Here is a 24,175-nt window from a genome sequence, read left to right as displayed (position 1 = left end):
CCCTCCGGCCGGTCGCGGGCCGGTGGTCAGGCACGATGGAGTCATGAGCGCACGAGTACGGGCCCCCGAACTGCGCGGTCGGGGCTGGCTGAACACCGGTGGACGCGATCTGAAGCTCGCCGACCTGCGCGGCAAGATCGTCCTGGCGGATTTCTGGACCTTCTGCTGCATCAACTGCCTGCACGTGCTCGACGAGTTGCGTCCGCTGGAGGAGAAGTACGGCGATGTGCTCGTCGTGATCGGCGTCCACTCGCCGAAGTTCGAGCACGAGAAGGACGCCGACGCGCTGGCCGCCGCCGTGGAGCGGTACGGGGTGCACCACCCCGTGCTCGACGATCCCGAGATGGACATGTGGCAGCAGTACGCGGCCCGGGCCTGGCCGACCCTGTCGGTGATCGACCCCGAGGGGTACGTCGTGGCCACCATGGCCGGCGAGGGACACGCCGAAGGGCTGTCCCGGTTGATCGACGAGCTGATCGCCACCCACGAGGCCAAGGGCACCCTGCACCGGGGCGACGGCCCGTACGTCCCGCCGCCGGCACCGGAGACCACGCTGCGTTTCCCGGGCAAGGCGGTCGTGCTGCCGGACGGCAACCTGCTGGTCTCCGACTCGGCCCGGCACTCGCTGGTCGAGGTCGCCCCGGACGGCGAGTCGTCGGTGCGACGGATCGGCTCGGGCGAGCGGGGCCGGGCTGACGGGCCGGCGGGTGCGGCGACGTTCTCCGAGCCGCAGGGGCTCTGCCTGCTGCCCACGCACGTCGCCGAGGTGGCCGGCTACGACCTGGTGGTCGCCGACACGGTCAACCACCTGCTGCGCGGCGTACGCCTGGCGTCCGGTGAGGTGGTCACCGTGGCCGGCAGCGGCCGGCAGTGGCGGGCCACGGTCGACGACCACGCGCACGACGCGCTCGCCGTGGACCTCTCGTCCCCGTGGGACCTGGCCTGGTACGACGACAAGCTGATCATCGCGATGGCCGGCATCCACCAGCTCTGGTGGTTCGATCCGATCAAGCGGACGGCCGGCATGTACGCCGGCACCACGGTCGAGGCGCTGCGCGACGGCCCACTGGCCGAGGCGTGGATGGCGCAGCCGTCGGGACTCTCCGTCTCCGCCGACGGCGTCCGACTCTGGATCGCCGACAGTGAGACAAGCGCCGTCCGGTACGTCGAGAACGGGGTGCTCGGCACCGCCGTCGGGCACGGCCTGTTCGACTTCGGGCACGTGGACGGGCCGGCGGAGTCGGCGCTGCTCCAGCATCCGCTGGGGGTGTGCGCGTTGCCGGACGGTTCGGTGCTGGTCGCGGACACCTACAACGGCGCGGTGCGCCGCTTCGACCCGGAGACGGGTCAGGTGTCGACGGTCGCCGACGGGCTGGCCGAGCCGAGCGACCTGGTGCTCACCCCGGCCGGCGAGGTGCTGGTGGTGGAGTCCGCCGCGCACCGGTTGACCCGGCTGGCGCCGGGTGCGCTGTCGGCGGCCGGCGCCAGCACGGTGGACGGCCCCCGGCACCGCACGGAGCGGAAGCCGACCGACGTCGCGGCGGGCGAGGTCACCCTGGACATCGTCTTCACGCCTGCGCCGGGGCAGAAGTTGGACGAGACGTACGGGCCGTCGACCCGGCTGGTGGTCTCCGCGTCCCCACCGGAGCTGCTGGTGGAGGGTGCCGGGACGGGCACCGAGCTGTCCCGGCGGCTGGTGCTCAACGGCGAGGTGACCGACGGGGTGCTCCAGGTGACCGCGCAGGCGGCGACCTGCGACGCGGACGTCGAGCACGCCGCGTGCCACCTGACCCGGCAGGACTGGGGCGTCCCGGTCCGGGTGGTCGACGGTGCGGCGGCCCGGCTTCCACTGGTGTTGCGCGGCCTCGACGCCTGACCGGCACCGTCCGTACGGCACGCCGGAGTCCCGCTACGCGAACGGCGCGAGCGGGACTCCGGCGTCGATCAGCGAGGCGCGGACCAGTTCGGCGGCGGAGACCGCGCCGGGGGTGTCTCCGTGCACGCAGATCGAGTCCACGGCGCAGGGGATGACCGTGCCGTCCACCGCCACCACGGTCCGTTCGGTGGCCATCCGCACCGCCCGGGTGGCGATCTCGTCCGGGTCGGTGACCAGCGCGCCGGGTGTGCCGCGCGGCACCAGCGCCCCGTTGGGCAGGTAGCCGCGGTCGGCGAAGCCCTCGGCGACGACCGGCAGGCCCGCACCGACGGCGAGCTGGGCGAGCGTCGAGCCGGCCATGCAGAGCACGGGCAGGTCGGGGTCGTGGCCGGTGACCGCGGCGACCAGCGCCGCCGCCTGGGACTCGTCGGTGCTGGCCACGTGGTAGAGCGCTCCGTGCGGTTTGAGGTAGCGGACCCGGGTGCCGAACAGCCGGCAGAACGCGTCGAGCGCGCCCAGCTGGTAGGTCACCTCGTCGCGCAGCTCGGCGAAGTCGTACGCGATGCGCCGCCGGCCGAAGCCGGCCAGGTCCCGGTAGCCGACCTGCGCGCCCACCGCGACGCCGCGCCGCGCCGCGCTCTCGCAGACCCGCCGCATGGTGGACGGGTCGCCGCCGTGGAAGCCGCAGGCGACGTTGGCGGAGGTGACGAGGTGCAGCAGCGCCTCGTCGTCGCCGAGTCGCCAGATGCCGAATCCCTCGCCCAGGTCAGCGTTGAGGTCCATGGAATCTGACGGTAGTGCCTGGCCGGGCCTGCGCGAGCGGGGTCACGTCGGTCACCACCCCGATGACCGGGTATCCGCCGGTGGTCGGGTGGTCGGCGAGGAAGATCAGGGGTTGCCCGTCCGCCGGCACCTGCACCGCGCCGAGCACGATGCCCTCGCTGGGCAGCTCGCCGGCGACCGCGCGGGGCAGCGGTGCGCCGGTGAGTCGGGCGCCGACCCGGTTGCTCACCGGGCTGACGGTGTACGCGGTGCCGAGAAGCCGGTCGAGCGCGGTGGGGGTGAACCAGTCGTCTCGAGGGCCGGGGCGAAGCGTCAGGTGCAGCTCCGGCTGTGGTGGAGGGCTGACGGTCGCGTCCACCGGCGCGGGCTCACCCTGCGGCTCGCCGAGCGGCAGCCGGTCGCCGTCGCGCAGCGGGGGCGGGCCGAGCCCGGAGAGGGTGTCGGTGGCCCGGCTGCCGAGCAGCGGCGGCACGTCGATCCCACCCGCCACGGCCAGCCAGCTCCGTACGCCCCGGCGGGCCGGGCCGATCCGCAGCACCGTCCCGGCCGGGATGGTGAGCGGGCGTCCGACGTCGCCGGGCCGGTCGCCGGCCCGGACCGGCACCTCGGCGCCGGTGACCGCCACGGTGGTGGCCCGGGTCAGCCGCAGCACGCAGCCGGTCAGGGTGACCTCCAGGCCGGCGGCGTGCTCCGGGTTGCCGACCAGGCGGTTCGCCAGCCGCAGGGCCGCCGGGTCGAGGGCGCCGGCCCGGGGTACGCCCAGGTGTGCCCAGCCGGGCCGGCCCAGGTCCTGCACGGTGGTGAGCGAACCGGCGCGGAGCACCTCGATCTCGGGAGGCCGGGTCACGTCGCCGCCATCCGGACCGGGGTTCCCGGGCTGAGGCGGGCCGGCGGGTCGGCGTGCACGTCGAAGAGGACCAGGTCGGTCCGGCCGACCAGCAGCCAGCCGCCCGGAGACGCGCCCGGGTAGATGCCGGCGTACGGGCCTGCCAGCGCGACCGAGCCGGCCGGTACCCGGGGGCGGGGGGTGGCCAGTCGGGGCAGCGCCAGCTCGGCGGGCAGCCCGGTCAGGTAGGGGAAGCCGGGGGCGAAGCCGCAGAAGGCAACCCGGAACGGGGTGCCGGTCAACCGCCGGAGGACGGCCGGCACGTCGACGTTCCAGTGCTCGGCGACCGCCGGGAGGTCCGGCCCGTCGAAATCGACCGGGACGACCACCTCGGCACCGCCGCCGTCGCGTTCCCGGTCGGTGGAGCCCTCGGTGGCGGCGGCCGTCGCGACCGTCGACGCCCAGCGGGAGAGCAGGTCGGCCGTCGCAGCCGGGTCGGGTACGCCGTCGAGCAGGACGGTGCTGGCCGCCGGCACGATCTCGGTGGCGATCAGTTCGCCCTGCTCGCGACGCCGCCACAGCTCGGCGCGCCACGCCTCGACCAGGGCGGCCTCGGGCACGTCGGCGGGGTCGGTGCAGTCGAGCAGCAGGGCGTGCGCCCCGACGGATCGGATCCGCATCGGCTCATCTTCGCCGATCTGGTGACGGCGAGGTGTTCACGGTGACGGTGCCCGGCGTCACCGGTCCGACTACTTGCAAGTAACCTACGGTGCCGTAACCTGATGTCGTGACCACCTCCGCCCCGCTTCGCCTGAAGCCGGTCGACATCGGCAAGCCCCGGATGCGCGGCTGGCTGCACACGTACGCCTTCTTCGTCGCCCTGGTCTGCGGCATCGTGCTCTGCTCCATCGCCGCCACCCGACCGGGGTGGGCACCCCTGGTGAGCTGCGTCATCTACAGCGTGACGGTCTGCGGGCTCTTCGGCACCAGCGCGTTGTACCACCGTCGAGTGTGGTCCGAGCGCGGCTACCAGATCATGCGCCGGATGGACCACTCGATGATCTTCGTGTTCATCGCCGGCACGTACACACCGTTGTGCGTGATGCTGCTCGCCCCGCGACCGGCCACTGTGATGCTGGGCCTGGTCTGGGGCGGTGCGCTGGCCGGCGTGGCGCTCAAGGTGGTCTGGCCGCACGCGCCGCGCTGGGTCTCCGCGCCGCTCTACCTGGCGCTCGGCTGGGTGGCGGTGGCCATGCTGCCGGAGATCCTGCACGGCGGCGGTGTCGCGGCGCTCGTGCTGCTGATCGTCGGCGGGGCCATCTACAGCGTCGGCGCGGTCTTCTACGCGCTGCGCCGGCCCAACCCGTGGCCGACCGTCTTCGGTCACCACGAGTTCTTCCACGCCTGCACCCTGCTGGCCGCGCTCTGCCACCACATCGCGATCTACTTCGCGCTGTTCGCCTGACCGCACCGGGCGAGCCGGGCCTGGCACACGCGAGCCGGGGCCCCGCGACGCTGCGGGACCCCGGAGTCGTTGCGTGCTCGGGTCAGACCGGCCGGCCCGGCCGGCGCACCTCGCGGTACTCCCGCATGACCTGGTCGTCCTGGACCGGCACCACCCGATCGGCCACGACGCGGTCCTCGCGGACCGGCGCGGCGACCACCGTGCGGCGTCGGCTGTTCCAGAAGTAGAGGGTGGTGAGGAGACCGGCGACACCGGCCAGCATCAACACCCAGCCGACGACGGCCAGGTTCAGCCAGCCCAGGTCGGCCTCCACGGCGAATGCGAAGATCGCGCCCAGCGCGATCAGGAAGATGCTGCCACCAATGCCCATGTCTCGCTCCTCGGCTCTTACCTGGCGTACGGCCCGCCGCGGCCGTCGGTAGGGGTGCGGCATCCATCGACTTACCCCGGCACGGAGATCGCCAATCGGGCAAGCTGAGGGCATGACGGACGTCCCCGCCGAGACACGGACTCTGATCCTCCTGCGGCACGCGAAAGCCGAGCAGGGCAGCGACGGTACGGACGACGCGGTGCGGCCGCTCAGTGCGCGTGGGCAGGCCGACGCGGCGGCCGCCGGCGCCTGGCTGGCGCGTCAGGCACTGCTGCCCGACGTGGTGATCTGCTCGACCGCCAGACGCACGCGACAGACCTGGCACCAGGTGGCGATGGGGATGACCGGTACGCCGCCCGAGGGCGGGCCGGCCGGTCCCCGCCCGAGCGTGCGCTACGAGCCCGGCGCGTACGACGCCCACCCGGAGGAGTTGTTGGCGCTGGTCCGCACCGTCGACGCGGAGGCCCGGACAGCTCTGCTGATCGCCCACAATCCGGGCATCTCGCTGCTCTCCGCGCTCCTGGACCCGGAGGGGACGGACGGGGAGGGTCTGCGGACCACCGAACTGGCGGTACACCGCGCCACTGCCGCCTGGACGGAACTGGACCGGGCCGGGGCGCCCATCACCGACCGGCACACCGCACGCGGCTGAGCCACCCGCCGATGGTCGACGGGTGGCTCAGGCGTACGCGGCTCAGGAGGGTGGCGCGGTCGGCGGCGGAGGGTCGGGCGGCGGCGGCATCATCGCCGTCGGATGGGACAGCCGGTTCTCCTCCACGATGAGGGTCCGCGCCCGCTTACGCCGGTCCTGCCAGAACCAGAGCGTGGTCAGCAGTACGGCCAGCCCGGCCAGGATGAACACCCAGCCGACCGCCCGCAGGTCTATCCACCAGACGTTGGCCCTTATCGCGAACGTCAGGATGGCGCCGATCGCGATGAGAAAGATGCCGCTTCCTACACCCATGTGCGCTGCACTCCCCCGTGCGGTGGCTCTGGGCGTTCTCTGTCGTGGACACGCGACGGTTACCCGCCACACCGGCCGCCTACCCGACGGGGCTCGCCGAATGCGGGACCGGTGGCCGCCCGGCGACGCGGGGAAACCCGATCCGGACAGGCCGACGGCCGGCGGGGCGATCGCCCCGCCGGCCGTCGGTGTCGGCGCCAGGTGGTGCTACCCGGAACCGTCAGGCGTGCCGTGGCACGGTCAGAAGGCCTCCTCCGGGAGGTCCATGATGTCGAGGTCGGCGCCCTCGATGATCCGCCGGTCCGCGCCGATGCGCGGCAGCACCTCACGGGCGAAGAACCGGGCAGCGGCCACCTTGCCGGTGTAGAACGCCTTGTCGGTCGCGGAGACCTCGCCGGCCAGCGCCTTCAGCGCAACGTCGGCCTGCTTCTGCAGCAGCCAGCCGACCACCAGGTCGCCGATGGCCAGCAGGAAACGCCGGCTGCTCAGCCCGACCTTGTAGAGGGCGCGGGTGTCGCCGCCCTGCGCCTCGCCCAGCCAGCCGGTCAGCACGCCGAGGATGTTCTGGATCTCGGCGAGCGCCTTGCCGAGCGCCTGCCGCTCCTCCTTGAGCTGGCCGTTGCCCGCCTCGGAGGAGATGAACTCCTGGATCTCGCCGGCGACCGCCATCAGCGCCTTGCCGTTGTCCCGGACGATCTTGCGGAAGATCAGGTCCAGGCTCTGGATGGCCGTGGTGCCCTCGTACAGGGTGTCGATCTTGGCGTCCCGGACGTACTGCTCCAGGGGATAGTCCTGGAGGAAGCCGGAGCCGCCGAAGGTCTGCAGCGCCTCGTGCCCGAGCAGCTCGTACGCCCGCTCCGAACCGACGCCCTTGACCAGAGGCAGCAGCAGGTCGTTGACCCGCTTGGCCAGCTTGGTGGCCTTCTCGTCGCCGGCCGCCTCGGCGATGGCGACCTTGTCCTGCCAGGTCGCGGTGTAGAGGACCAGGGCACGCAGACCCTCGGCGTACGACTTCTGCAGCAGCAGCGAGCGGCGCACGTCCGGGTGGTGGGTGATGGTGACCCGGGGCGCGGTCTTGTCCGCCTGCTGGATCAGATCGGCGCCCTGCACCCGGTTCTTCGCGTACTCCAGGGCGTTGAGGTAGCCGGTGGAGAGGGTCGCGATGGCCTTGGTGCCGACCATCATCCGGGCGTACTCGATGATCATGAACATCTGGCGGATGCCGTCGTGCTTGTCGCCCAGCAGCCAGCCCTTGGCCGGTACGCCGTGCTCGCCGAAGGTCACCTCGCAGGTGTTCGAGACCTTCAGGCCCATCTTGTGCTCGACGTTGGTGGCGTAGACGCCGTTGCGCTCGCCCAGCTCGCCGGTGGTCTCGTCGAAGTGGTACTTCGGCACCACGAAGAGCGACAGGCCCTTGGTGCCGGGGCCGCCGACGCCCTCCACGCCCACCGGGCGGGCCAGCACGTAGTGCACGATGTTGTCACTCAGGTCGTGCTCGCCCGAGGTGATGAAGCGCTTCACGCCCTCGATGTGCCACGTGCCGTCCGGCTGCTGGATGGCCCGGGTGCGGCCGGCGCCCACGTCCGAGCCGGCGTCCGGCTCGGTGAGGACCATGGTGGAGCCCCACTGCTTGTCGATGAAGAGCTTGGCCCACTGCCGCTGCCGCTCGTTGCCCTCGACGTGCAGCACGTGCGCGAAGGACGGGCCGGAGGCGTACATCCACACCGGGGCGTTCGAGCCGAGCACCAGCTCGGCCAGGGCCCACCAGAGGGCGCGCGGGGCATTGGTGCCGCCCAGCTCCGGCGGCAGGTCCAGGCGCCAGAACTCGGAGTCCATGAACGCCTGGTAGGACTTCTTGAACGACTCCGGCAGCGGCGCGGTGTGCGTGGCCGGGTCGAAGACCGGCGGATTGCGGTCGCTGTCCGTGTAGCTGGCGGCCAGGTCCTCGCGGGCGAGGCGGTCGACCTCCGCGAGGAAGCTGCGGGCGGTGTCGGTGTCGAGATCCGAGTACGGCTCCTGGCCGAACGCCCGGTCCGCCCCGAAGACCTCGAAAAGGTTGAACTCGAGGTCCCGGAGGTTGCTCTTGTAGTGGGTCATGCTCACTGGCCCCGCTTCCGGACAGGTGTTACCGATCAGTAACCCCGACTGTATTACTCGCGGGTAGCCAGCGACAAGCGGATCTCGTAAGTGACGGCCATTACACACTCGCGCCGTCCGGGCCGCCCAGTCGGTCGGTCAGCTCTCGGTGGCGCCGACTTCCCAGCTCGGCACGGCTGCAGCCACCCCGGTCCGGGCGCCAACGTACTCCATCAGGACCAGCGCGATGTCGTCGTCGAGCCGGCCGTGCACCCACTCGACCAGGGCCGTCTCCAGCGAGGCCAGCCCGTCGGCGACCGTACCGTGGCCGAGCAGCCGCCAGGCCCGGTCGGCCGTGGGGAAGAACTCGCCGTCCCGCCGCGCCTCACCGAGACCGTCGGTGAACAGCAGCAACCGGTCACCGGGCTCCAGGCGCTCGACCCGGGGGCGGACCACCGGCATGAACCCGAGCGGGGGTGCCGGTGCCGGCGGCTCCAGCGGGATCACCGCGCCCCGACGCAGCAGCAGCGGCGGAGGATGCCCGCAGTTGACGATCGTGAGCGTGCCGCCACGCTCCTCCACCAGCGCCGCGGTCACGAAGTCCTCGTCGCCGACGTTGCGGGCCACCGCGCGATCCAGGTCCGCGACGACGGCGCGCAGGTCGGCCCGTTCGTAGGCCACGTGCCGGTAGGAACCGAGGACGATGCTGGCCAGCCGGACGGCGTCCAGGCCCTTGCCGCGCACGTCACCGATGATCATGCGCACGCCGTACGGCGTGTCGATCGCCTCGTACAGGTCGCCGCCTATCTGGGCGGTCGCGGTGGAGGAGATGTAGCGGCCGGCCACCGAGAGCGTGCCGACCTGCGGGCCGAGGGGACGCAGCACCGCCTGCTGGGCCACCGAGGCGAGCTTGGACAACTCACCGATCTGCTCCGCCTGCCGCTGCCGCACCGACGCCACCGCGACGGCCAGCCCGGTGGCGAGCGCGACCGCGACCACGTTGGCCGAGGTGACCAGCGACATCTTCGGCTCGACCACGGCGAAGCCGGCCCCGATCAGGGTCGCCGCGGTGCCCACCCCGAGCACCACCGACCAGGACGCCAGGGAGGCGGCGAGGAACGGGGCGGCCACCAGCAGCGCGACGTAGTGCGCCCTGCGGCCGTCCGCCACCTCCACGGCCGAGACGATCGCGAGCAGAACGAGGGCCGCGCCGAGGCCGGCGCGGGATCCGGGGCTCAGCGGGCTACGGCCCGACTGGAGGAGTCGCGTGGGTACGAGGGACAGCATGCCTGATCCTCGTGAACGGGTGAATGAACCTGGCCCGTCGTCTGAGGATGTTCTGTCCACCCGGCCCGGGTGTCCGACCAGATCGGCGTCGGCCACGCCGGTCAGCCGAGGACCTCGTACCTGACGGTCAGCGCGCCCACGTCGACCGAGGCGATGGTGGCGAACGCGGCCCGGGAGAGGTCGAGGCAGCGGCCGTCGATGAACGGACCGCGGTCGTTGATGCGCACCAGGACCGACTTGCCGCTGCTCGGGTTGGTCACCCGGACCCGGGTGTCGAACGGCAGGGTCTTGTGGGCCGCGGTCAGCTCGTTCGGGTTGAACGACTCACCGTTGGCGGTGAGCTGACCGTCGGAGTAGAAGGACGCGCCGCACGAGCCGCTCTCCAGGACCTTCGGCTTCGCCGTGGTCTTCTTCGCGGTCGGGGTCGGCTTCGGCGCGGCGGTGCGGGCCTTGTTCCGGGAGGCGGCCTGCGGCGAGCGGCTGGCGGACGGGCTGGCCGACGCACTCGGGGAGGCACTGGCACTCGGGGAGGCCGCCGGGGAACTCGCGGCAGGGCTGCTGGGGGTGGCGGTCGGCACGAACTCGATGGCGGCCTGCTCCGGCTGGGCGGAGCCCGAGGTCAACTGCACGGCGCCGACGGTGCCTCCGACGGCGAGCGCGACGCCGACCGCCGCGGTGGCCGCAATGCCCGCCGGGGAGGAGAACATGCGGGTACGGGAGTGCCTACCAGCCACCGGCCCGGTCCTTTCGTCGACTGAACAAACCGGGTCGGACCGTAACGAGAGAAGCACTTCCGACGTCAACGTGATCATCGTGGTATGACCGCATTTGCGCTGGTACGTGTAGCCGATCATCCGAGGCGGGATGGGCCGCCCGGCCCGGGTGCCGACACGCCGGGCACGCGTGCCCCAGGATGGACGGATGCCCGCCGAGCTGACCGAACGCCTCACCGCCATGTTCCGGTGGATCGACCCCGGGCCGGGCACCAGCCACCTGGTCAGCGACATCTCCGGTTGGTGGCGCGACCCGGCGGTGCTGGCCGAGTTGGGGCCGGCCCTCGTGGCGCCGTACCGGGCCGCCCGGCCCACCGTCGTCCTCGCCCCCGCGGTCACCGGGCTGCTGCTCGGGCCACTGGCCGCCACCGCCCTCGGGGTCGGCTTCGTGGCCGCGCACAAGCCCGGCGACGGACGGCTGCCGGCCGGGCCGCTCACCTGGGCGCAGAGCCCGCCGGACTACCGGGGCCGGCGGGTCGACCTGGCCGTGCGGGACCGGCACCTCAACCCCGGCGACCGCGTCCTGGTGGTGGACGACTGGGTGCGCACCGGGGCACAGATCCGCGCCCTGTACGACATCTGCGCGGCGCGCGGTTCCGAGGTGCTGGGCACCTCCGTGGTGGCCGTCGACTGCCCGCCCGACGTCGCGACCGCGCTGCGGATCACCGGTCTGATCGCCGGCGCGGATCTGCCGTCTTGACCTGAACCTTGGTTCATCTCCGACGATCGGCACATGAGCGACGGGATTCTCGACGAGGCGTACGAACGGCTGCACCGCACCGGCCCCGAATACGAGGGCTGGTTGTCCAACCACGGGCCGATGGCCGTCGAGGCGCTGGCCCGGCACGGGCACCAGCAGCGGGTGCACCGCTGGCTCGACGACTACCTCGGTCGCCTCGACGACCTGCCCAGAGGGCTGCGCCCGATCGACGACTGGCGGGAGGCACTCGGTGACCCGAAGCGGGCCGGCGACTGGCTCGCCCACTTCGACCGGGAACTGCGCGAGCACCCGTGGCGGGAGGTGCTCGGCACCTGGTGGCCTCGGCTGCTGCCCGGAATCGCCGCCGGCGCCACCCACGGCGTGATCCGGGTCGGGCACGCCGTACGCGCGCTCGACACGGCCGACGCGAACCCGCAGCGGCTCACCGAGCTGGGCCAGGCCCTCGGCTACTGGGCGGCCCGCTGGCAGCCCGTCCCCGGTGCCGACGGAATCCTCGACCCGGCGGCGTCGAGCGAGCACCACTCCGCCGAGGCGGGAGGGCCGGACGTGGCCGCCGCCCTGGCCGCGCTGCCCCGCATCGACGACCGGTCCGGGGGCATCCTGGACCGGCTGGGCCGGCTGCGAGGCGTACCCCGGTGGGAGCCCGCGCTCGCGGCGCTGCGCCCCGCGCGGACCCCGGCCGAGGCGGAGCGAGGGCTCGCCACGCTGGTGCACCGGGCCGGCCTGGACTACCTGCGCTTCGGGCACGCCGCGCCGGTCATGCTGGTGCACGCGGTCACCGCGCCGACCGCGGTGCTGCGTACCCTGCCGGCACTGGACCGGGCACTCTGGGCACCGAGCCTCGCCGCGGCCTGGGCCGCGACGGCGGCCGTGACCTCGGTGTACGCCCCGACGGACGGAATCGCGCCGCCGACCGTGCCGGCCGCTACCCCGGCGGAGGTCTTCGCCCGAGCGGCCCGGCACGGTGACGCGCACGTGGTCAAGCTGGCCGACGCGGTGCTCGACGCGCACGCCGCCACCGGCGACGACCGGCTGCTCGGCGCCGCCGGCTACGCCGGCCAGCTCATCTGACCGGGCGCGGCGTATTGCGGCGGCGGCGCGGGCCGCGCTGGCCTAGCCTCGGCAGGATGTGGCCTCGGATCGGTGACCTGCGCACGCTCGCCCTCGGCACCCCGGGCGAACTACGGGCGACCCTGAACACCCTGGTGCTGGCCGGCGTGAAGACCGCCACGGCCGGCCGGCTCGCCGAGTACGCCGCAGAGAACGAGGAGCTGGAGCGGGTCGGCGAACGGCTGGCCCTCGTCGACGACGACGACGCGCTGGCCGGCGTCGTGGAGATCACCGGCGTGGAGGTGGTCCGCTTCGCCGACGTGCCCTGGGACTTCGCCCGCTCCGAAGGTGAGGGTGACCGCTCGATCGAGGAGTGGCGGGCCGGCCACTCGGCCTACTGGGCGCGGCTCGGCACCCCGGTCGACGACGACACCCCGATCGTCTGCCTCCGGCTGCGGCTCGTCTCCGGCGGCGAGGGCGGCGTGGCCAGCGGCGACCTGGGCACGTGACGTCGGCGATGCAGGCGGCGCGGCTCAGCCGCGCAGCTCTGGCAGCAGTCGGGTCGCCACGTCCGCCAGGACGGCCTCGTCACCGGCGTACCAGCTGCTGGCCCGCGGCCAGTGCGTCACCACGTCGGTGAAACCGAGATCGGCGGCGCGGCCGACCTGGTCGGCGAAGAACTGGGCGCTGCTGAGCGAGAAGACCGGGGCCGCGTCCAGTGACAGGTAGCGGTCCAGGGTCGCCGGGTCGCGGCCGGCCTCGTCCAGCGTCCGGTCCATCCGGGCGCACAGCGCCGACACGGTGCCCCACCAGCCCTCCACGTCCTCCGCCTCGGTGCCGGTGGTCACCCAGCCCTGACCGAACCGGGCCACCAGCCGCATCGACCGCGGCCCGTTGGCGGCCACCACGAACGGCACCCGGGGCTGCTGCACACAACCCGGGTTGTTGCGCGCGTCCACCGCCGTGAACCAGTCACCACGCCAGGTGGTGCCGTCCTCCCGCAGGATCAGGTCCAACAGTTCGGTGAACTCGGCGAACCGGTCGACTCTCTGGCGCGGCGGCAGCGTCTCGCCGCCCAGCACCGCCGAGTCGAACCCGATGCCGCCCGCGCCCAAACCGAGCAGCAGCCGACCGCCGGAAACGTCGTCCACAGTGGTGATCTGCCGGGCGAACGCGGCCGGGTGCCGGAAGTTCGGCGACGCCACCAGGGTGCCCAGCCGAATCCGGGAGGTCACCGTCGCGGCTGCCGTCAGCGTGGTCATCGAGTCGAACCACGGGCCGTCCACCAGGTCCCGCCAACCCAGGTGGTCGTACGTCCAGGCGTGGTCGAAGCCCCACTCGTCGACCTGTCGCCAGCGACGCTGCGACTCCGCCCAGCGCTGGTCCGGCAGGATCACGATGCCAATCCGCATGATCGCCAGCCTAGCCGTGCCGGTGGCGATCGGGCTTCCACCCGTTCCGGCCGGCCCGTACCCTGCGGGCATGCCCGTCGATCCTGGCGCTGCCCGATATGTGACCGTCGTCACACAGGTGTTCGGTAGGAACTCGTAGGCCCAGCTCCGACCCGTTGCTGAGCGAGCACCCAGGCTGGGTGTCGCACGACGGGAGAGGAACCACACGAGATGACGAAGGTGACCGCACAGCTGTCGGTGTCGGTGGACGGGTTCTACGCCGGCCCGCAGTTCACCGGCGACGGCAACTGGATGGGCTCGGCCGAGAGCCTCGGCTTCTTCCGGGTCACCCGCTGGGCGACCGAGGCGATGGCGTGGCGCGAACGGCTGGGCTTCGCCGGTGGGGAGCGGGACACCAACTCCGACGTGGTCGCCGAGTCGTTCGGGGCGGCCGGCGCGTACGTGATGGGACGGCGGATGGCCGACGGAGGTGAGGTGCCCTGGGGCGAGGAGCCGCCGTTCCGCGCGCCGGTCTTCGTCGTCACGCACCGCCCCCGCCAGCCTCTCCTGCGTGGAGGTGGCACCAGCTTCACCTACGTCACCGATGGTGTGGCCAGCGCCGTCGAGCAGGCACGCGCGGCGGCCGGCGGCCGGAACGTCGCCGTGGCCGGAGGCGGCAGCCTGGTGCGGCAGGTGCTCAAGGCCGGCCTGCTGGACGAGTTGGAGCTGCACGTCGTACCGGTCGTGCTCGGCACCGGCCTCCGGCTGTTCGACGCGGACCTCGACCTGGGCGAGAAGGAGGGGATCGAGCTGACGCCGACCCGCGTCCTCCACACGCCGCAGGTCACCCACATCCGGTACGCGGTGACCGGTCGCGCCCCGCTCGTGCTCGACGACCGGGGCAGCGGCGGCGGCCCGACGGCGACCGAGTGATTCCCGGCGACCGGCGCCTACAGGCGCGACAACACGAGCAACCGGTTGCCGTCGGGGTCGGTGACCCGGGCGGACCGCTCACCCCAGGGCTGGTCGACCGGCTCCTCGGTGACCGTGGCACCCGCGGCGCGCAGCACGTCCACGGCCTCGTCGCAGTCGTCGGCGTAGACGCACAACTCCCATCGCAGTGCCGCGGACGGGCCGCCCGCCTTCGGGTCGGCGGCCAGGCCCAGTTCGCTGTTGCCCAGCCGGAGTGCGACGAACTCCGGGTCGCCGTCGTCCGGAAACCGGTAGGTCTGCTCGAAGCCGACGACGTCCCGGTAGAACGCGATCAGCCGGGGCAGGTCGGGCGTCGTCACGATCGGAAAAGCTTCGGTGAACACGGGATCACCTCCAAAACGGACACTAGCCCTTCCCCGTACCGATCTGCTGAACAGTTACCAAGGAGGATCGATGCCGCAGCTGTTGAGGGTGCAGTGCTTCAACGTGTCGCGTGACGGATTCGGCACAGGTGAGGGTCAGAGCTTGGAACGGCCCTTCGGCCACGCGGACCCCGCCCCCCTGTTCTCCTGGCGCGCCGCCACCGCCAGCTTCCACTACCGAACCGAACCCGGCGGCACTCGCGGGCTGGACGACTACATGACCCGCGACTACGACTGCAACATCGGCGCGGAGATCATGGGTCGCAACAAGTTCGGCCCCCAGCGTGGCCCCTGGGAGAACCACGAGTGGCAGGGGTGGTGGGGGGACAACCCACCGTTCCACACGCCGGTCTTCGTGCTCACCCACCACGAACGCCCGTCGTTCACCCTGGCTGACACCACTTTCCATTTCCTCGACGCGGACCCGGTCGAGGCGCTGGCACGCGCTAAGCGGGCCGCCGGCGACCGGGACGTACGCCTTGGTGGTGGAGTAGCCACGATCCGTGAGTTCATCGAGGCCGACCTGGTCGACACGATGCACATCGCCGTCGCGCCCGTCGACCTCGGTCGCGGTGAGCGGCTGTGGGAGAGCCACACCGATCTTCTCGACCGCTTCCACCTCGACTCGGTGCCAAGCCCCAGTGGAGTCACCCACCTCCTGTTCTGGAGACGGTGACCATCGACCTGCGGTGGTTGGTGAGCCCCACCTGCTGGGCGGTCGGTCGGTTAATGCCTGGCCTGTTGTCACGCGCGTTGGAACACTGCGTCGGTGACCGGTCCGGCACTGCCTCAACTGCTTCGACCTCGTGCTCTGCGGCCCGGAGATCTCGTCGTTGTCGCATCGCTGTCCGGGCCGCTCCATGCCGCCTACGAACCCGACCTCGACCAGGCAGTGGTCGTGCTCGAGCGGATGGGATTCCGCGTACGTCGGGCACCGCTGCTCGAAGCAGGGCGGCACCACTGGTGGAGCGCGGCCACGCCGGCGGAGATCGCCAGGGATTTCAACGCTCTTCTACGTGATCCTGAGGTGCGTGCCATCATCGCGCACGACGGCGGCCAGACGGCGCTCGGCTACCTCGACCTGATCGACGTCGAGGCGATCGTTGCCGACCCCAAGCCGATCCTCGGCTACAGCGACATCTCGCTGCTGCACCTGGTGCTCTACGCACGCACGGGTCTGGTCGGGTTCCACGCCGACCTGGCCACGCCCGGACTCGGCGGGGCGTGGCAGGCTGCGCCCGCGGCGCGCCGAGCGGAACTTGAACAGCTCTACTCGACGCTGCTGACCGGTACGGAGGCGATCGGCACGCTGCCCGCCAGCCCGTCGTGGGAGTGCTGGCGTGCCGGTCGTGCCGAAGGCCGGCTGATCGGCGGGGTGATCAATCGCATCGTGCTGGCGCAGGCGACGCCTTACGCGCTGCCGCTCGAATGGTTCGACGGCGCGGTGCTGTTCTGGGAGGAGATGGGTGGCCAGGCGTCGTACGTGTGGAGTTATCTGCAGGTGCTGCGGCACTGCGGCATCCTCGATCGGATTGCCGGCATGGTCGTGGGCATCCCGTACGCGATCGACGGGCTGGAGGCACCCGACGCGTCCCCGACCCTGTCCGAGATAGTCCTCGACGTCCTCGGCGACCGTGACATCCCGGTCCTGGGCAACGTCGAGTTCGGACACGCCGGCCCGAATCTGCCGATGCCGGTCGGCATCCGTGTCGGCCTCGACGCGCAGCAGCGGACGTTGTCGCTGCTCGAACCGGCGGTACGCCCGGACCCGACAACGCAACCGGTCGGCTGAGCACGGCGACCGACCGGCCGCTGAGGCGACCGATGGCCCATCCCCGTCACGCCCCAGAAACACGGGAGCCCTGGCGGACCATTGGTCCTGACCAGGGCTCCCGTACGTGGAGCGGGTGACGGGAATCGAACCCGCACTGTCAGCTTGGGAAGCTGATGTTCTGCCATTGAACTACACCCGCAGGCGGCACCACTGTACCTGAGTCACCCAGCCGGTGCACCCAGGTACCCCTGCGCGCCAGACCCACCCCGCCGCGCCGCCGTCGTCACCGTCGGCATACCGCACCTTGCGGAAAGAAGTTTCCGGACGGCAACATATGGCCGTTCTCAAATGCGTCGATGAGTTGTAACGTCTGCCACACGTTCTCAGCCCGGCGTGACACACCCCCTGCCACGCCGCCAGAAAGAAGGTGGGCCAATGGGGCTCCGTCCCAACCTGCTGACCCGGCGTGCCGCCGGTGTCGCGTCGACGACCCTCGCGCTGCTGCTCAGCACCGCTGCGGTGGGCGTCGTTCCGGCTGCTTCGGCCTTCTCCGCGGCGCCCGGTGGCGCCTGTGTGGAGCCGGCCGACAGCCACACCAACGCCCGGGTGAAGCCCGGCGCCGCGGCCAAGCACGAGCCGAACGAACTGACCGCGAAGCAGGTCCGCGAGCGGGACGCCGACCTGGTGGCGGCGCTGCGTGAGCGCGCGAACTTCCGGGCCGGGGCCGGTGCCTCGGTGCTGGCCACCGTCACCATCCCGGTGGTGGTGCACGTGATCCAGCGGGACAGCACCCGGGCCGGCGGCAACATCCCCGACTCGCTGATCACCGCCCAGATCAACGTGCTGAACCAGGCCTACGCCGGCGCCACCGGCGGCGCGGTCACCGCGTTCGACTTCCGGCTCGACAAGATCAACCGGGTGACGAACCCGTCCTGGTACCCGATCGTCGAGGGCTCGACGGCGGAGCGGTCGATGAAGTCCTCGCTGCGCGTGGGCGGCAAGAACACGCTCAACATCTACCTGGGCGAGCTGAGTGACGACCTGCTGGGCTGGGCCACCTTCCCGCAGCGGAAGCTGAGCAGCATGGACGGCGTGGTCGTGCTGAGCGAGTCGCTGCCGGGTGGCACGGCGACCAACTACAACCAGGGCGACACGGGCACCCACGAGGTGGGCCACTGGCTGAACCTCTACCACACCTTCCAGGGTGGTTGCGGTGGCTCGGGTGACAGCGTCAGCGACACCCCGGCCGAGGCGTCGCCGGCCTTCCAGTGCCCGACCGGGCGCGACACCTGCTCGGCGACCGGGCTCGACCCGATCACCAACTTCATGGACTACACCTACGACTCGTGCATGTACCAGTTCACTCCCGGTCAGGCGAGCCGCATGCTGACCGCGTGGAACGCGTACCGCGCGGCGTAGCTTTCCCGCGTACCACCGGTGCCGGCTCCGTCACGACGGAGCCGGCACCGGTGTCTTTCCCCCAGGACCGGGTCTGTGGGCAGCGGTCAGGCGGCCGAACGCTGGACGTCACGGCTGCGACGGGCCGGGCGGGTCTGCGGTACGGCGGCCGGCTTGGCCGCCATGGCCGGGGGGTGCGGGTCGAGCCAGACCTGAACGGCAGGCCCGCCCGGCGCGTCACCGGGCAGAACTGCGGCATGCTGCTCGCGGCGGGTCAGCATCGCCACGTCGACGGTGAACTCGAACAGTTGCCAGTCGACCTGCGGAGCCGCCCGGGAACTCTGCGCCAGCCGAGCCACCCGGGCCGGATCGGTCACCGGCCAGGCGCGCCCCGCCACGTACGCCTCGTCGTCGCTCTCCTCCGGTGGGAAGGAGTGCAGCGCGTAACGGCCGTCCCGTTCGAGGTCACGGCGCTTCGGCGAGTCGATGACGAAGCAGAACAGCCCCTCGTCGGTGATGACCGGGGAGACGGGATGAACCCGGGGCCCGCCGTCGGCGCGGACCGTTGCCAGGTAGCCGAAGCCTGGCCCGTACTGCTGGAGGAGAACGCGGATCCCGTCGGCGAGGCGGGGCTCGTCGGCGGCGAATTCGGACCAGGAAGCCATGCCGACATTCTATCGAACAAATGTACGACTAGCGACCTCGACGCGCTGGTCACCGGCACCGGATCCGGGCGTTCTCGGCAACGCCGCTATGGTGGTCGAATGCTGCTCTCCGACCGCGACCTGGTCTCCGAGATCAAGGCCGGCACGCTGGGCCTGGAGCCGTTCGAGCCCACCCTGGTCCAACCGTCCAGCATCGACGTACGACTCGACCGGCTGTTCCGGGTCTTCAACAACCATCTCTACACGCACATCGACCCGGCGATGCAGCAGGACGACCTGACCTCGGCGGTCGAGGTGCCCGACGGTGAGCCCTTCGTGCTGCACCCGGGGGAGTTCGTGCTCGCCTCCACGCTCGAGGTGATCTCGCTCGGCGACCAGCTCGCTGGCCGACTGGAGGGCAAGTCGAGCCTGGGCCGACTCGGCCTGCTCACCCACTCCACCGCCGGTTTCATCGACCCGGGATTCTCCGGTCACGTGACGCTCGAGCTGTCCAACGTGGCGAACCTGCCGATCACCCTCTGGCCGGGCATGAAGATCGGGCAGCTCTGCATCTTCCGGCTCTCCTCGCCGGCCGAGCACCCGTACGGCTCGGTGGTCTACGGCTCTCGGTACCAGGGCCAGCGGGGGCCCACGCCGAGCCGCGCCTGGCAGCACTGGCGCACCTGGCCCACCCGCTGACACGGTAACGACGAGGGCCCGCCGCGACTGATCGCGACGGGCCCTCCGGTCATCCGGGATCAGCCCGGGCGGCCGTAGCTGTGGATCGGGCCGTCGTCGACCTTCTTCATCTTGATGGGTTGGCCGGCCTGCGAGGCGTGCACGACCCAGCCGTTGCCGACGTACATGCCGACGTGGTGGATGTCGCTGTAGTAGAAGACCAGGTCACCGGCGCGCAGGTCGGCCCTGCTGACGTCCTTGGTCACCCGGCTCTGCTGGGCGGCGTTGTGCGGCAGCGAAACCCCGGCCTTGGCCCAGGCGGCCAGCATCAGGCCGGAACAGTCGTACGAGTTCGGGCCCTCGGCGCCCCACACGTAGGGCTTGCCGATCTGCGCGCAGGCGAACTTGACGGCCACGCCGGCACCGCCGCCCGGGTAGCTGGCCGGGCAGGGCGCCGGACGCAGCGGGCCGCCGCCACCGTTGCCGTACACCTTGAGGCGCAGCTTCTGCAGCCGGTCAATCTCCTCGTTGATCTGCTTCTTCTTGGCCGCCAGCTGGGCCTCGGTCCGGGTGAGCTGGGTCACCATCTCGTCCAGCGGCGCCTTCTGCCGGGCCAGCTCGTCGCGCAGGTCGGCGACCTGCCGGACGTCCTCCTGCTGGTTGTGCGCGAACCGGTCGAGCATCTCGAGCTGCCCGACCACCTCGCTCGGCGACCGGCTGCCCAACACGGCGTTGACGGTGGAGACGGCCTCACCCTTGTACGCGCGGACGGCGAGCGCGCTGACCTTGTCCATCGCCGCGTCGACCTGGCGTTCCAGCGGGGCGATCCGGGCGGCGAGCGCGTCGGCTTGCCTGCGCTTGGCGGCCAGGTCGGTGCGGGTGGCGTTGTGCCGTTCGATGATCGGTTCGAGTTTGTTCCAGTCGGCGTCGATCTGGCGCTCGATCTCGGCGACGGACGGGTCCGCGTGGGCCGCGGTCGCGCTGCCGGTCAGGACGACGGCGACGCCGACCAGTGCGGCGAGGGCGGTGGTGAAGCGGGACCAGCGTGGGCGCGGCACGATCGACGTCGGGCCGGCTGACGCCGACCGCTCGGACGACGGCCGCGGGGCATGGTGAGCCACCGGGTTCCGTACTCCTTCTTCCTGACCGCCTACCGGGTTAGCTGACGGGTTCGGGCGGGAAGTTGGCGCCCTACCGCAGTGGTTGCGGATTCACCCCGGAAAACCTGGGTCCCCGGTTCGCTCGGAAGCGACTCGGCGGTGTCGGTCCGTTACCGCCCGGGCTGGGTGGACCTGCTATCGGGCCGACGAATGACCAGAGTAGAGACGGCTGTTACCGATCCGCAACCCGTGCGGCCGTGACACTCCGTACCGATCCGACGGGATCACCCACCGTTGCCGGAGATTTGTTTCCTGTCACGCCGATATTCGGAAAGATATTGACGCGGACTCCCGGACGGCGCGAAGGTGACCTCACCTGTACTCGCGATATCTAGGGGGTTCGATGCACCATCCAACCCTGTCGACCGGCCGGCGCGCGCTGCTCGCCGCCACCGTGGTCGCCGCCCTGACCGCCGCACCAATACCCGGGCCGGCCGCCGCCGCGCCCACCGCCGACCGCCTGCAGCAGTACGCCGCCGCAGCCGCCGAGTACGGCGTTCCGGAGAGCATCCTTCTCGGCGTCTCGTATCTGGAATCCCGGTGGGACATCCATCCCGGCACCCCCAGCACCAGTGGCGGCTACGGCCCGCTGCACCTGACCGACGCCGCCCACGTCACCACGCTGCCCGCCGGCGGCCACGTCGACGAGGGCGAGGACCCGCGCGGCGACGAGTCCCGGCCGCTGACCGTCACCGCGCCCACGGTGACGGGATCGCGGCAGGCCCCGCCCGCGGCGGCGGCGCTGCAGACCCTCCAGGCAGCGGCAAGCCTCGTCGGAGTCGGCACGGAGACGCTCCGCTCCGATCCGGCCGCCAACATCCGCGGCGGGGCCGCGCTGCTCTCCTCGTACCAGAGGGATCTCGGCGGACCGGTCGGCGCGGTGAGTGACCCCGGGGCCTGGTACGGCGCGGTGGCCCGGTACTCCGGCGCCGACACCGAGGCCGCCGCGGCGGCCTTCGCCGACGAGGTGTACGACCAGATCCGCGTCGGCGCGAGCCGGCGGACCGACGACGGCCACCAGGTCACCCTGACCGCCCAGGCGGTCAACCCGGACGCCAGCGCGCTGCACCGGCTCGGGCTGCGGCGGACGGAACGGCCGGACGGGCTGGAGTGCCCGGTCCGCCTCGCCTGCGAGTGGATTCCCGCCCCGTACGAGAAGTACGGGCCGGGTGCCGGCGACTACGGCAACCACGACCTGGGCAACCGGCCGGCACAGCAGAAGATCGAGTACATCGTCATCCACGACACCGAGGGCTACTTCGCGCCCAGCGTCGACCTGGTCAAGCAGGCGGACTACCTGGGCTGGCACTACACGCTGCGCTCGGTGGACGGCTACGTGGCCCAGCACATCAAGGCCAAGGACGTCGGCTGGCAGGCCGGCAACTGGTACGTCAACGCCAAGTCGATCGGCATCGAGCACGAGGGCTTCGCGGGGCAGGGCACCTGGTACACCGAGGCGATGTACCGCACCTCGGCCAAGCTGGTGCGGCACCTGGCGTTGCGGTTCAACATCCCGCTCGACCGCCAGCACATCATCGGCCACGACAACGTTCCCGGCACCATCGCGGGGAACGTCCGCGGCATGCACTGGGACCCGGGCCCCTACTGGGACTGGTCGCACTACTTCGATCTGATGAAGGCGCCGTTCCGGACCACCGGCACGGCCCACACCGGCCTGGTCACCATCGACCCGGACTTCGCCACCAACCGGCCCGCCTTCTACGGCTGCAACCAGCAGCCGCCGGGCGTGCCGACCCCGGTGCCGCCGGCCGCGCCGTGCCCGTCGCGCGGTTCGTCGGCGGTGATCCTGCGCAGCGCGCCGGACCACGGCGCACCACTGGTCAACGACATCGCCCTGCGCCCGGACGGCTCACCGGACACGATGTACGTCTCCGACCACGGCGCACGCGCCTCGGCCGGCCAGACGTACGCGGTGGCGGAGGTCCGCGGCGACTGGACGGCGATCTGGTATCTCGGCCAGAAGGCCTGGTTCCACAACCCCACCTCGGCGCGGACCGCGAAGTGGGCCACGGGCTTCGTGGTGACGCCCAAGCCGGGCAAGGCCACCATCCCGGTCTACGGGCGGGCCTACCCGGAGCAGGCCGCCTATCCGGCCGGCGTGCCCTACCAGGCCATCTCGCCGTTGCAGTACACGTTCGCCGCCGGGCAGCGGTACGCGGTGGGCGGGATCCTGCCGAGCGAGTACTACCGCGCGACCACCTTTGACGGGTCGTCGCCCGGGGACTGGACCGTCGTCCGCGGTGACCTGCGCTACGTGCAGGTCCAGTTCGGTCACCGGATCATGTACGTCAACCTGGACGACGTGCTGCTGCTGCCGTCGCCGCTGGGCGCACCCGGCTGAACGGAAACGACGGCCCCCGGTCGGTGACCGGGGGCCGTCGTCGTGCGTGCGGTGAGTCAGGGTCTGCGGAACCCGGCGACCGGCATGTTGTTGATGCTGGCCACCTGCACCGGTTTACCGGCGCGTGGCGCGTGCACCATCTGGTCGTTGCCCAGATACAGGCCGACATGGTGCAGGTCGCTGAAGAAGAAGACCAGGTCACCGGGACGGGCGTCGGCCCGCGAGATGGCCTTACCCTCGTGCCACTGGTCACCGGTGTGGTGGGTCAGGTTGATCCCGGCGGCCTTGTAGGCGTACTGGGTCAGGCCGGAGCAGTCGAACGAGTTCGGGCCGGTGGCGCCCCAGACGTACGGCTTGCCGATCTTTCCGCAGGCCGTCCGGATCGCGGTGCGGGCCTTGTCGCTGACCACACCGTTGATGGTCGGGCAGCCCGCGGTCTTGACCGTGGTCTTCGGCAGGGACGCCTCAAGCCGCTTGATCTCGCCGTCGATCTGCTTCTTCTTGGCCGCCAGCTCGTTCTGCTGCTTCGTCTGGGTGGCGATCAGCGCGTCGAGCTTCTGCTTCTGACCGTCGTACTTGGCCCGCACGGCCAGCACGCCCTCGACCTCCTTGCGCTCCTGCGCGGCCAGGCGGTCGAGCACGGTGAGCTGCTCGGTGAGCGTGTCCGGCTTGGCGCTGACCAGCAGCGCGCCGATGTCCTGCGACGGCCCGGACATGTAGTAGCGGGAGGCGAGGTCACCGACCCGGTTCAGCGCCAACTCGCTCTGCAGTGCCAGCGGCTCGATCTTCTTCTGCAGGTCCGTCGACTTCTTCCGGTTGTCCTTCAGCTGCGCCCGCACCTTGTTGTACTGCTCGATGGTGGGCTCCAACTGCTCCCACTGCTTGTCGATCTGCGCCTCGATCTCGTCGACCGTGGGCTCGGCGTACGCCGGCGCGGCGAGGACTCCGGCGCCGACGGCTGCGGCGGCGACCAGAACGAGTAGACGGTGGGCGACACGACGCAGACCGCCCGGCCGAGTGGACAGTCCAGGGGCGTGACGATGAGGGGGCATGGTTGCCACCGGCACCGACTCCTTTGCGACCGACCGCCGGGCGCCTCGCGTGAGGGAAGGGCCGAGGCAGACGACCCACAGCGGTCGGTGCCCCACATTAGGGAAGTGGCGGGCGGTAATCAAGGCGGACCGCGTCATCATCACTGTGCCGCAACCGCTTGCACACCAAG

At 71.5% G+C, this 24,175-nt stretch carries 25 protein-coding genes, 1 tRNA gene and 1 riboswitch; of the genes, 12 read left to right on the top strand and 14 right to left on the bottom strand.

Annotated features, from left to right (window positions below; genetic code table 11):
• Positions 1 to 43: 43 nt before the first annotated feature.
• Complete coding sequence (locus M8C17_RS14920) at positions 44 to 1,876, top strand: NHL domain-containing thioredoxin family protein (protein ID WP_252417039.1); 1,833 nt, start codon at positions 44 to 46, stop codon at positions 1,874 to 1,876.
• A 33-nt stretch (positions 1,877 to 1,909) separates the two neighbouring features.
• Here M8C17_RS14920 and M8C17_RS14915 read toward each other — a convergent pair whose 3' ends face one another.
• From M8C17_RS14915 to M8C17_RS14905, 3 genes are read right to left on the bottom strand one after another with little or no spacing between them, the layout of a single operon-like run.
• Entirely contained in the window at positions 1,910 to 2,659 is a 750-nt protein-coding gene (locus M8C17_RS14915; RefSeq protein WP_252417038.1) for a LamB/YcsF family protein, read from the bottom strand.
• The gene (locus M8C17_RS14910) at positions 2,643 to 3,605 is read right to left on the bottom strand and encodes a biotin-dependent carboxyltransferase family protein (RefSeq protein WP_374558427.1); all 963 of its coding nucleotides are present in this window, start codon (positions 3,603 to 3,605) and stop codon (positions 2,643 to 2,645) included. The genes M8C17_RS14915 and M8C17_RS14910 overlap by 17 nt, the downstream gene beginning before the upstream one ends.
• On the bottom strand, positions 3,503 to 4,165 hold the full coding sequence (locus tag M8C17_RS14905) for an allophanate hydrolase subunit 1 (RefSeq protein WP_252417036.1): 663 nt from the start codon (positions 4,163 to 4,165) through the stop codon (positions 3,503 to 3,505). Before M8C17_RS14905 ends, M8C17_RS14910 begins: the two co-directional genes overlap by 103 nt.
• Positions 4,166 to 4,272: 107 nt before the next feature.
• On the opposite strand from M8C17_RS14905, the gene M8C17_RS14900 reads away from it, so the two are divergent.
• Positions 4,273 to 4,950 carry a hemolysin III family protein gene (locus M8C17_RS14900; RefSeq protein ID WP_252417035.1) on the top strand — a complete coding sequence of 226 codons (678 nt, stop codon included), beginning with the start codon at positions 4,273 to 4,275 and terminating at the stop codon, positions 4,948 to 4,950.
• 82 nt (positions 4,951 to 5,032) lie between these two features.
• Here the strand turns inward: M8C17_RS14900 and M8C17_RS14895 are convergent, their stop codons facing one another.
• Positions 5,033 to 5,320 carry a DUF6458 family protein gene (locus M8C17_RS14895; protein ID WP_252417034.1) on the bottom strand — a complete coding sequence of 96 codons (288 nt, stop codon included), beginning with the start codon at positions 5,318 to 5,320 and terminating at the stop codon, positions 5,033 to 5,035.
• 112 nt (positions 5,321 to 5,432) lie between these two features.
• Between M8C17_RS14895 and M8C17_RS14890 the strand changes: the two genes are divergently transcribed.
• The gene (locus M8C17_RS14890; RefSeq protein ID WP_252417033.1) at positions 5,433 to 5,972 is read left to right on the top strand and encodes a histidine phosphatase family protein; all 540 of its coding nucleotides are present in this window, start codon (positions 5,433 to 5,435) and stop codon (positions 5,970 to 5,972) included.
• A gap of 42 nt (positions 5,973 to 6,014) precedes the next feature.
• On the opposite strand, the gene M8C17_RS14885 is transcribed toward M8C17_RS14890, so the two are convergent.
• The 4 genes from M8C17_RS14885 to M8C17_RS14870 all read right to left on the bottom strand — a co-directional run bounded on the left by M8C17_RS14885 (position 6,015) and on the right by M8C17_RS14870 (position 10,381).
• On the bottom strand, positions 6,015 to 6,284 hold the full coding sequence (locus M8C17_RS14885; RefSeq protein ID WP_074315731.1) for a DUF6458 family protein: 270 nt from the start codon (positions 6,282 to 6,284) through the stop codon (positions 6,015 to 6,017).
• A gap of 240 nt (positions 6,285 to 6,524) precedes the next feature.
• Positions 6,525 to 8,381, bottom strand: coding sequence for an acyl-CoA dehydrogenase (locus M8C17_RS14880; protein WP_252417156.1), 1,857 nt, complete (start codon positions 8,379 to 8,381; stop codon positions 6,525 to 6,527).
• A gap of 138 nt (positions 8,382 to 8,519) precedes the next feature.
• Positions 8,520 to 9,647 carry a PP2C family protein-serine/threonine phosphatase gene (locus M8C17_RS14875; RefSeq protein ID WP_252417032.1) on the bottom strand — a complete coding sequence of 376 codons (1,128 nt, stop codon included), beginning with the start codon at positions 9,645 to 9,647 and terminating at the stop codon, positions 8,520 to 8,522.
• Positions 9,648 to 9,748: 101 nt separating this feature from the next.
• Positions 9,749 to 10,381, bottom strand: coding sequence for a septal ring lytic transglycosylase RlpA family protein (locus M8C17_RS14870; RefSeq protein WP_252417031.1), 633 nt, complete (start codon positions 10,379 to 10,381; stop codon positions 9,749 to 9,751).
• A gap of 187 nt (positions 10,382 to 10,568) precedes the next feature.
• Between M8C17_RS14870 and M8C17_RS14865 the strand changes: the two genes are divergently transcribed.
• Genes M8C17_RS14865 through M8C17_RS14855 form a run of 3 tightly spaced genes read left to right on the top strand, consistent with a single transcriptional unit; the run spans position 10,569 to position 12,700 of the window.
• Positions 10,569 to 11,120 (top strand): phosphoribosyltransferase family protein, encoded by a 552-nt coding sequence (locus M8C17_RS14865; protein WP_252417030.1) that lies wholly within the window; start codon positions 10,569 to 10,571, stop codon positions 11,118 to 11,120.
• A 33-nt stretch (positions 11,121 to 11,153) separates the two neighbouring features.
• On the top strand, positions 11,154 to 12,212 hold the full coding sequence (locus M8C17_RS14860) for a questin oxidase family protein (protein ID WP_252417029.1): 1,059 nt from the start codon (positions 11,154 to 11,156) through the stop codon (positions 12,210 to 12,212).
• Between the two features lie 56 nt (positions 12,213 to 12,268).
• Complete coding sequence (locus M8C17_RS14855; RefSeq protein WP_252417028.1) at positions 12,269 to 12,700, top strand: ASCH domain-containing protein; 432 nt, start codon at positions 12,269 to 12,271, stop codon at positions 12,698 to 12,700.
• A gap of 24 nt (positions 12,701 to 12,724) precedes the next feature.
• Here M8C17_RS14855 and M8C17_RS14850 read toward each other — a convergent pair whose 3' ends face one another.
• Positions 12,725 to 13,603, bottom strand: a complete 879-nt coding sequence (locus M8C17_RS14850; protein ID WP_252417027.1) for an LLM class flavin-dependent oxidoreductase — start codon at positions 13,601 to 13,603, stop codon at positions 12,725 to 12,727.
• Between the two features lie 210 nt (positions 13,604 to 13,813).
• Between M8C17_RS14850 and M8C17_RS14845 the strand changes: the two genes are divergently transcribed.
• Positions 13,814 to 14,515, top strand: a complete 702-nt coding sequence (locus M8C17_RS14845) for a dihydrofolate reductase family protein (protein WP_252417026.1) — start codon at positions 13,814 to 13,816, stop codon at positions 14,513 to 14,515.
• Positions 14,516 to 14,532: 17 nt separating this feature from the next.
• Here the strand turns inward: M8C17_RS14845 and M8C17_RS14840 are convergent, their stop codons facing one another.
• Positions 14,533 to 14,898: a VOC family protein gene (locus M8C17_RS14840; RefSeq protein ID WP_252417025.1), complete on the bottom strand. Its 366-nt coding sequence runs from the start codon at positions 14,896 to 14,898 to the stop codon at positions 14,533 to 14,535.
• Positions 14,899 to 14,968: 70 nt separating this feature from the next.
• Between M8C17_RS14840 and M8C17_RS14835 the strand changes: the two genes are divergently transcribed.
• Positions 14,969 to 15,613, top strand: a complete 645-nt coding sequence (locus M8C17_RS14835) for a dihydrofolate reductase family protein (RefSeq protein WP_252417024.1) — start codon at positions 14,969 to 14,971, stop codon at positions 15,611 to 15,613.
• 93 nt (positions 15,614 to 15,706) lie between these two features.
• Positions 15,707 to 16,729 (top strand): LD-carboxypeptidase, encoded by a 1,023-nt coding sequence (locus M8C17_RS14830; protein ID WP_308209426.1) that lies wholly within the window; start codon positions 15,707 to 15,709, stop codon positions 16,727 to 16,729.
• Between the two features lie 107 nt (positions 16,730 to 16,836).
• Here M8C17_RS14830 and M8C17_RS14825 read toward each other — a convergent pair.
• A tRNA-Gly gene (locus M8C17_RS14825) sits at positions 16,837 to 16,910 on the bottom strand.
• Between the two features lie 236 nt (positions 16,911 to 17,146).
• Between M8C17_RS14825 and M8C17_RS14820 the strand changes: the two genes are divergently transcribed.
• The gene (locus M8C17_RS14820; protein ID WP_252417022.1) at positions 17,147 to 18,130 is read left to right on the top strand and encodes a zinc metalloprotease; all 984 of its coding nucleotides are present in this window, start codon (positions 17,147 to 17,149) and stop codon (positions 18,128 to 18,130) included.
• An 86-nt stretch (positions 18,131 to 18,216) separates the two neighbouring features.
• Here the strand turns inward: M8C17_RS14820 and M8C17_RS14815 are convergent, their stop codons facing one another.
• Positions 18,217 to 18,774, bottom strand: coding sequence for a pyridoxamine 5'-phosphate oxidase family protein (locus M8C17_RS14815; RefSeq protein WP_252417021.1), 558 nt, complete (start codon positions 18,772 to 18,774; stop codon positions 18,217 to 18,219).
• 99 nt (positions 18,775 to 18,873) lie between these two features.
• Between M8C17_RS14815 and dcd the strand changes: the two genes are divergently transcribed.
• Entirely contained in the window at positions 18,874 to 19,452 is a 579-nt protein-coding gene (dcd, locus tag M8C17_RS14810; RefSeq protein WP_030332009.1) for a dCTP deaminase, read from the top strand.
• 59 nt (positions 19,453 to 19,511) lie between these two features.
• On the opposite strand, the gene M8C17_RS32160 is transcribed toward dcd, so the two are convergent.
• On the bottom strand, positions 19,512 to 20,552 hold the full coding sequence (locus M8C17_RS32160) for an NlpC/P60 family protein (protein WP_252417020.1): 1,041 nt from the start codon (positions 20,550 to 20,552) through the stop codon (positions 19,512 to 19,514).
• A 12-nt stretch (positions 20,553 to 20,564) separates the two neighbouring features.
• A riboswitch (cyclic di-AMP (ydaO/yuaA leader) is annotated at positions 20,565 to 20,700 on the bottom strand.
• Positions 20,701 to 20,934: 234 nt separating this feature from the next.
• Here M8C17_RS32160 and M8C17_RS14800 point away from each other — a divergent pair.
• Complete coding sequence (locus tag M8C17_RS14800) at positions 20,935 to 22,953, top strand: N-acetylmuramoyl-L-alanine amidase (RefSeq protein ID WP_252417019.1); 2,019 nt, start codon at positions 20,935 to 20,937, stop codon at positions 22,951 to 22,953.
• A 56-nt stretch (positions 22,954 to 23,009) separates the two neighbouring features.
• Here the strand turns inward: M8C17_RS14800 and M8C17_RS14795 are convergent, their stop codons facing one another.
• Positions 23,010 to 24,020, bottom strand: a complete 1,011-nt coding sequence (locus M8C17_RS14795) for an NlpC/P60 family protein (RefSeq protein WP_374558375.1) — start codon at positions 24,018 to 24,020, stop codon at positions 23,010 to 23,012.
• Between the last annotated feature and the right edge of the window lie 155 nt (positions 24,021 to 24,175).

The sequence above is a fragment of the Micromonospora sp. RHAY321 genome, from assembly GCF_023896955.1.
GTDB lineage: Bacteria > Actinomycetota > Actinomycetes > Mycobacteriales > Micromonosporaceae > Micromonospora.
This window is presented reverse-complemented; position numbering and strand designations above follow the sequence as displayed.

Bases quoted from the DNA above. Each gene is read 5' to 3' on its own strand.
- dcd (WP_030332009.1), top strand. From the start codon at position 18,874: ATGCTGCTCTCCGACCGCGACCTGGTCTCCGAGATCAAGGCCGGCACG.
- M8C17_RS14815 (WP_252417021.1), bottom strand. From the start codon at position 18,774: ATGGCTTCCTGGTCCGAATTCGCCGCCGACGAGCCCCGCCTCGCCGAC.
- M8C17_RS14800 (WP_252417019.1), top strand. From the start codon at position 20,935: ATGCACCATCCAACCCTGTCGACCGGCCGGCGCGCGCTGCTCGCCGCC.
- M8C17_RS14860 (WP_252417029.1), top strand. From the start codon at position 11,154: ATGAGCGACGGGATTCTCGACGAGGCGTACGAACGGCTGCACCGCACC.
- M8C17_RS14890 (WP_252417033.1), top strand. From the start codon at position 5,433: ATGACGGACGTCCCCGCCGAGACACGGACTCTGATCCTCCTGCGGCAC.
- M8C17_RS14835 (WP_252417024.1), top strand. From the start codon at position 14,969: ATGCCGCAGCTGTTGAGGGTGCAGTGCTTCAACGTGTCGCGTGACGGA.
- M8C17_RS14875 (WP_252417032.1), bottom strand. From the start codon at position 9,647: ATGCTGTCCCTCGTACCCACGCGACTCCTCCAGTCGGGCCGTAGCCCG.
- M8C17_RS14915 (WP_252417038.1), bottom strand. From the start codon at position 2,659: ATGGACCTCAACGCTGACCTGGGCGAGGGATTCGGCATCTGGCGACTC.
- M8C17_RS14865 (WP_252417030.1), top strand. From the start codon at position 10,569: ATGCCCGCCGAGCTGACCGAACGCCTCACCGCCATGTTCCGGTGGATC.
- M8C17_RS14880 (WP_252417156.1), bottom strand. From the start codon at position 8,381: ATGACCCACTACAAGAGCAACCTCCGGGACCTCGAGTTCAACCTTTTC.
- M8C17_RS14885 (WP_074315731.1), bottom strand. From the start codon at position 6,284: ATGGGTGTAGGAAGCGGCATCTTTCTCATCGCGATCGGCGCCATCCTG.
- M8C17_RS14820 (WP_252417022.1), top strand. From the start codon at position 17,147: ATGGGGCTCCGTCCCAACCTGCTGACCCGGCGTGCCGCCGGTGTCGCG.
- M8C17_RS14850 (WP_252417027.1), bottom strand. From the start codon at position 13,603: ATGCGGATTGGCATCGTGATCCTGCCGGACCAGCGCTGGGCGGAGTCG.
- M8C17_RS14905 (WP_252417036.1), bottom strand. From the start codon at position 4,165: ATGCGGATCCGATCCGTCGGGGCGCACGCCCTGCTGCTCGACTGCACC.
- M8C17_RS14895 (WP_252417034.1), bottom strand. From the start codon at position 5,320: ATGGGCATTGGTGGCAGCATCTTCCTGATCGCGCTGGGCGCGATCTTC.
- M8C17_RS14855 (WP_252417028.1), top strand. From the start codon at position 12,269: ATGTGGCCTCGGATCGGTGACCTGCGCACGCTCGCCCTCGGCACCCCG.
- M8C17_RS14845 (WP_252417026.1), top strand. From the start codon at position 13,814: ATGACGAAGGTGACCGCACAGCTGTCGGTGTCGGTGGACGGGTTCTAC.
- M8C17_RS14920 (WP_252417039.1), top strand. From the start codon at position 44: ATGAGCGCACGAGTACGGGCCCCCGAACTGCGCGGTCGGGGCTGGCTG.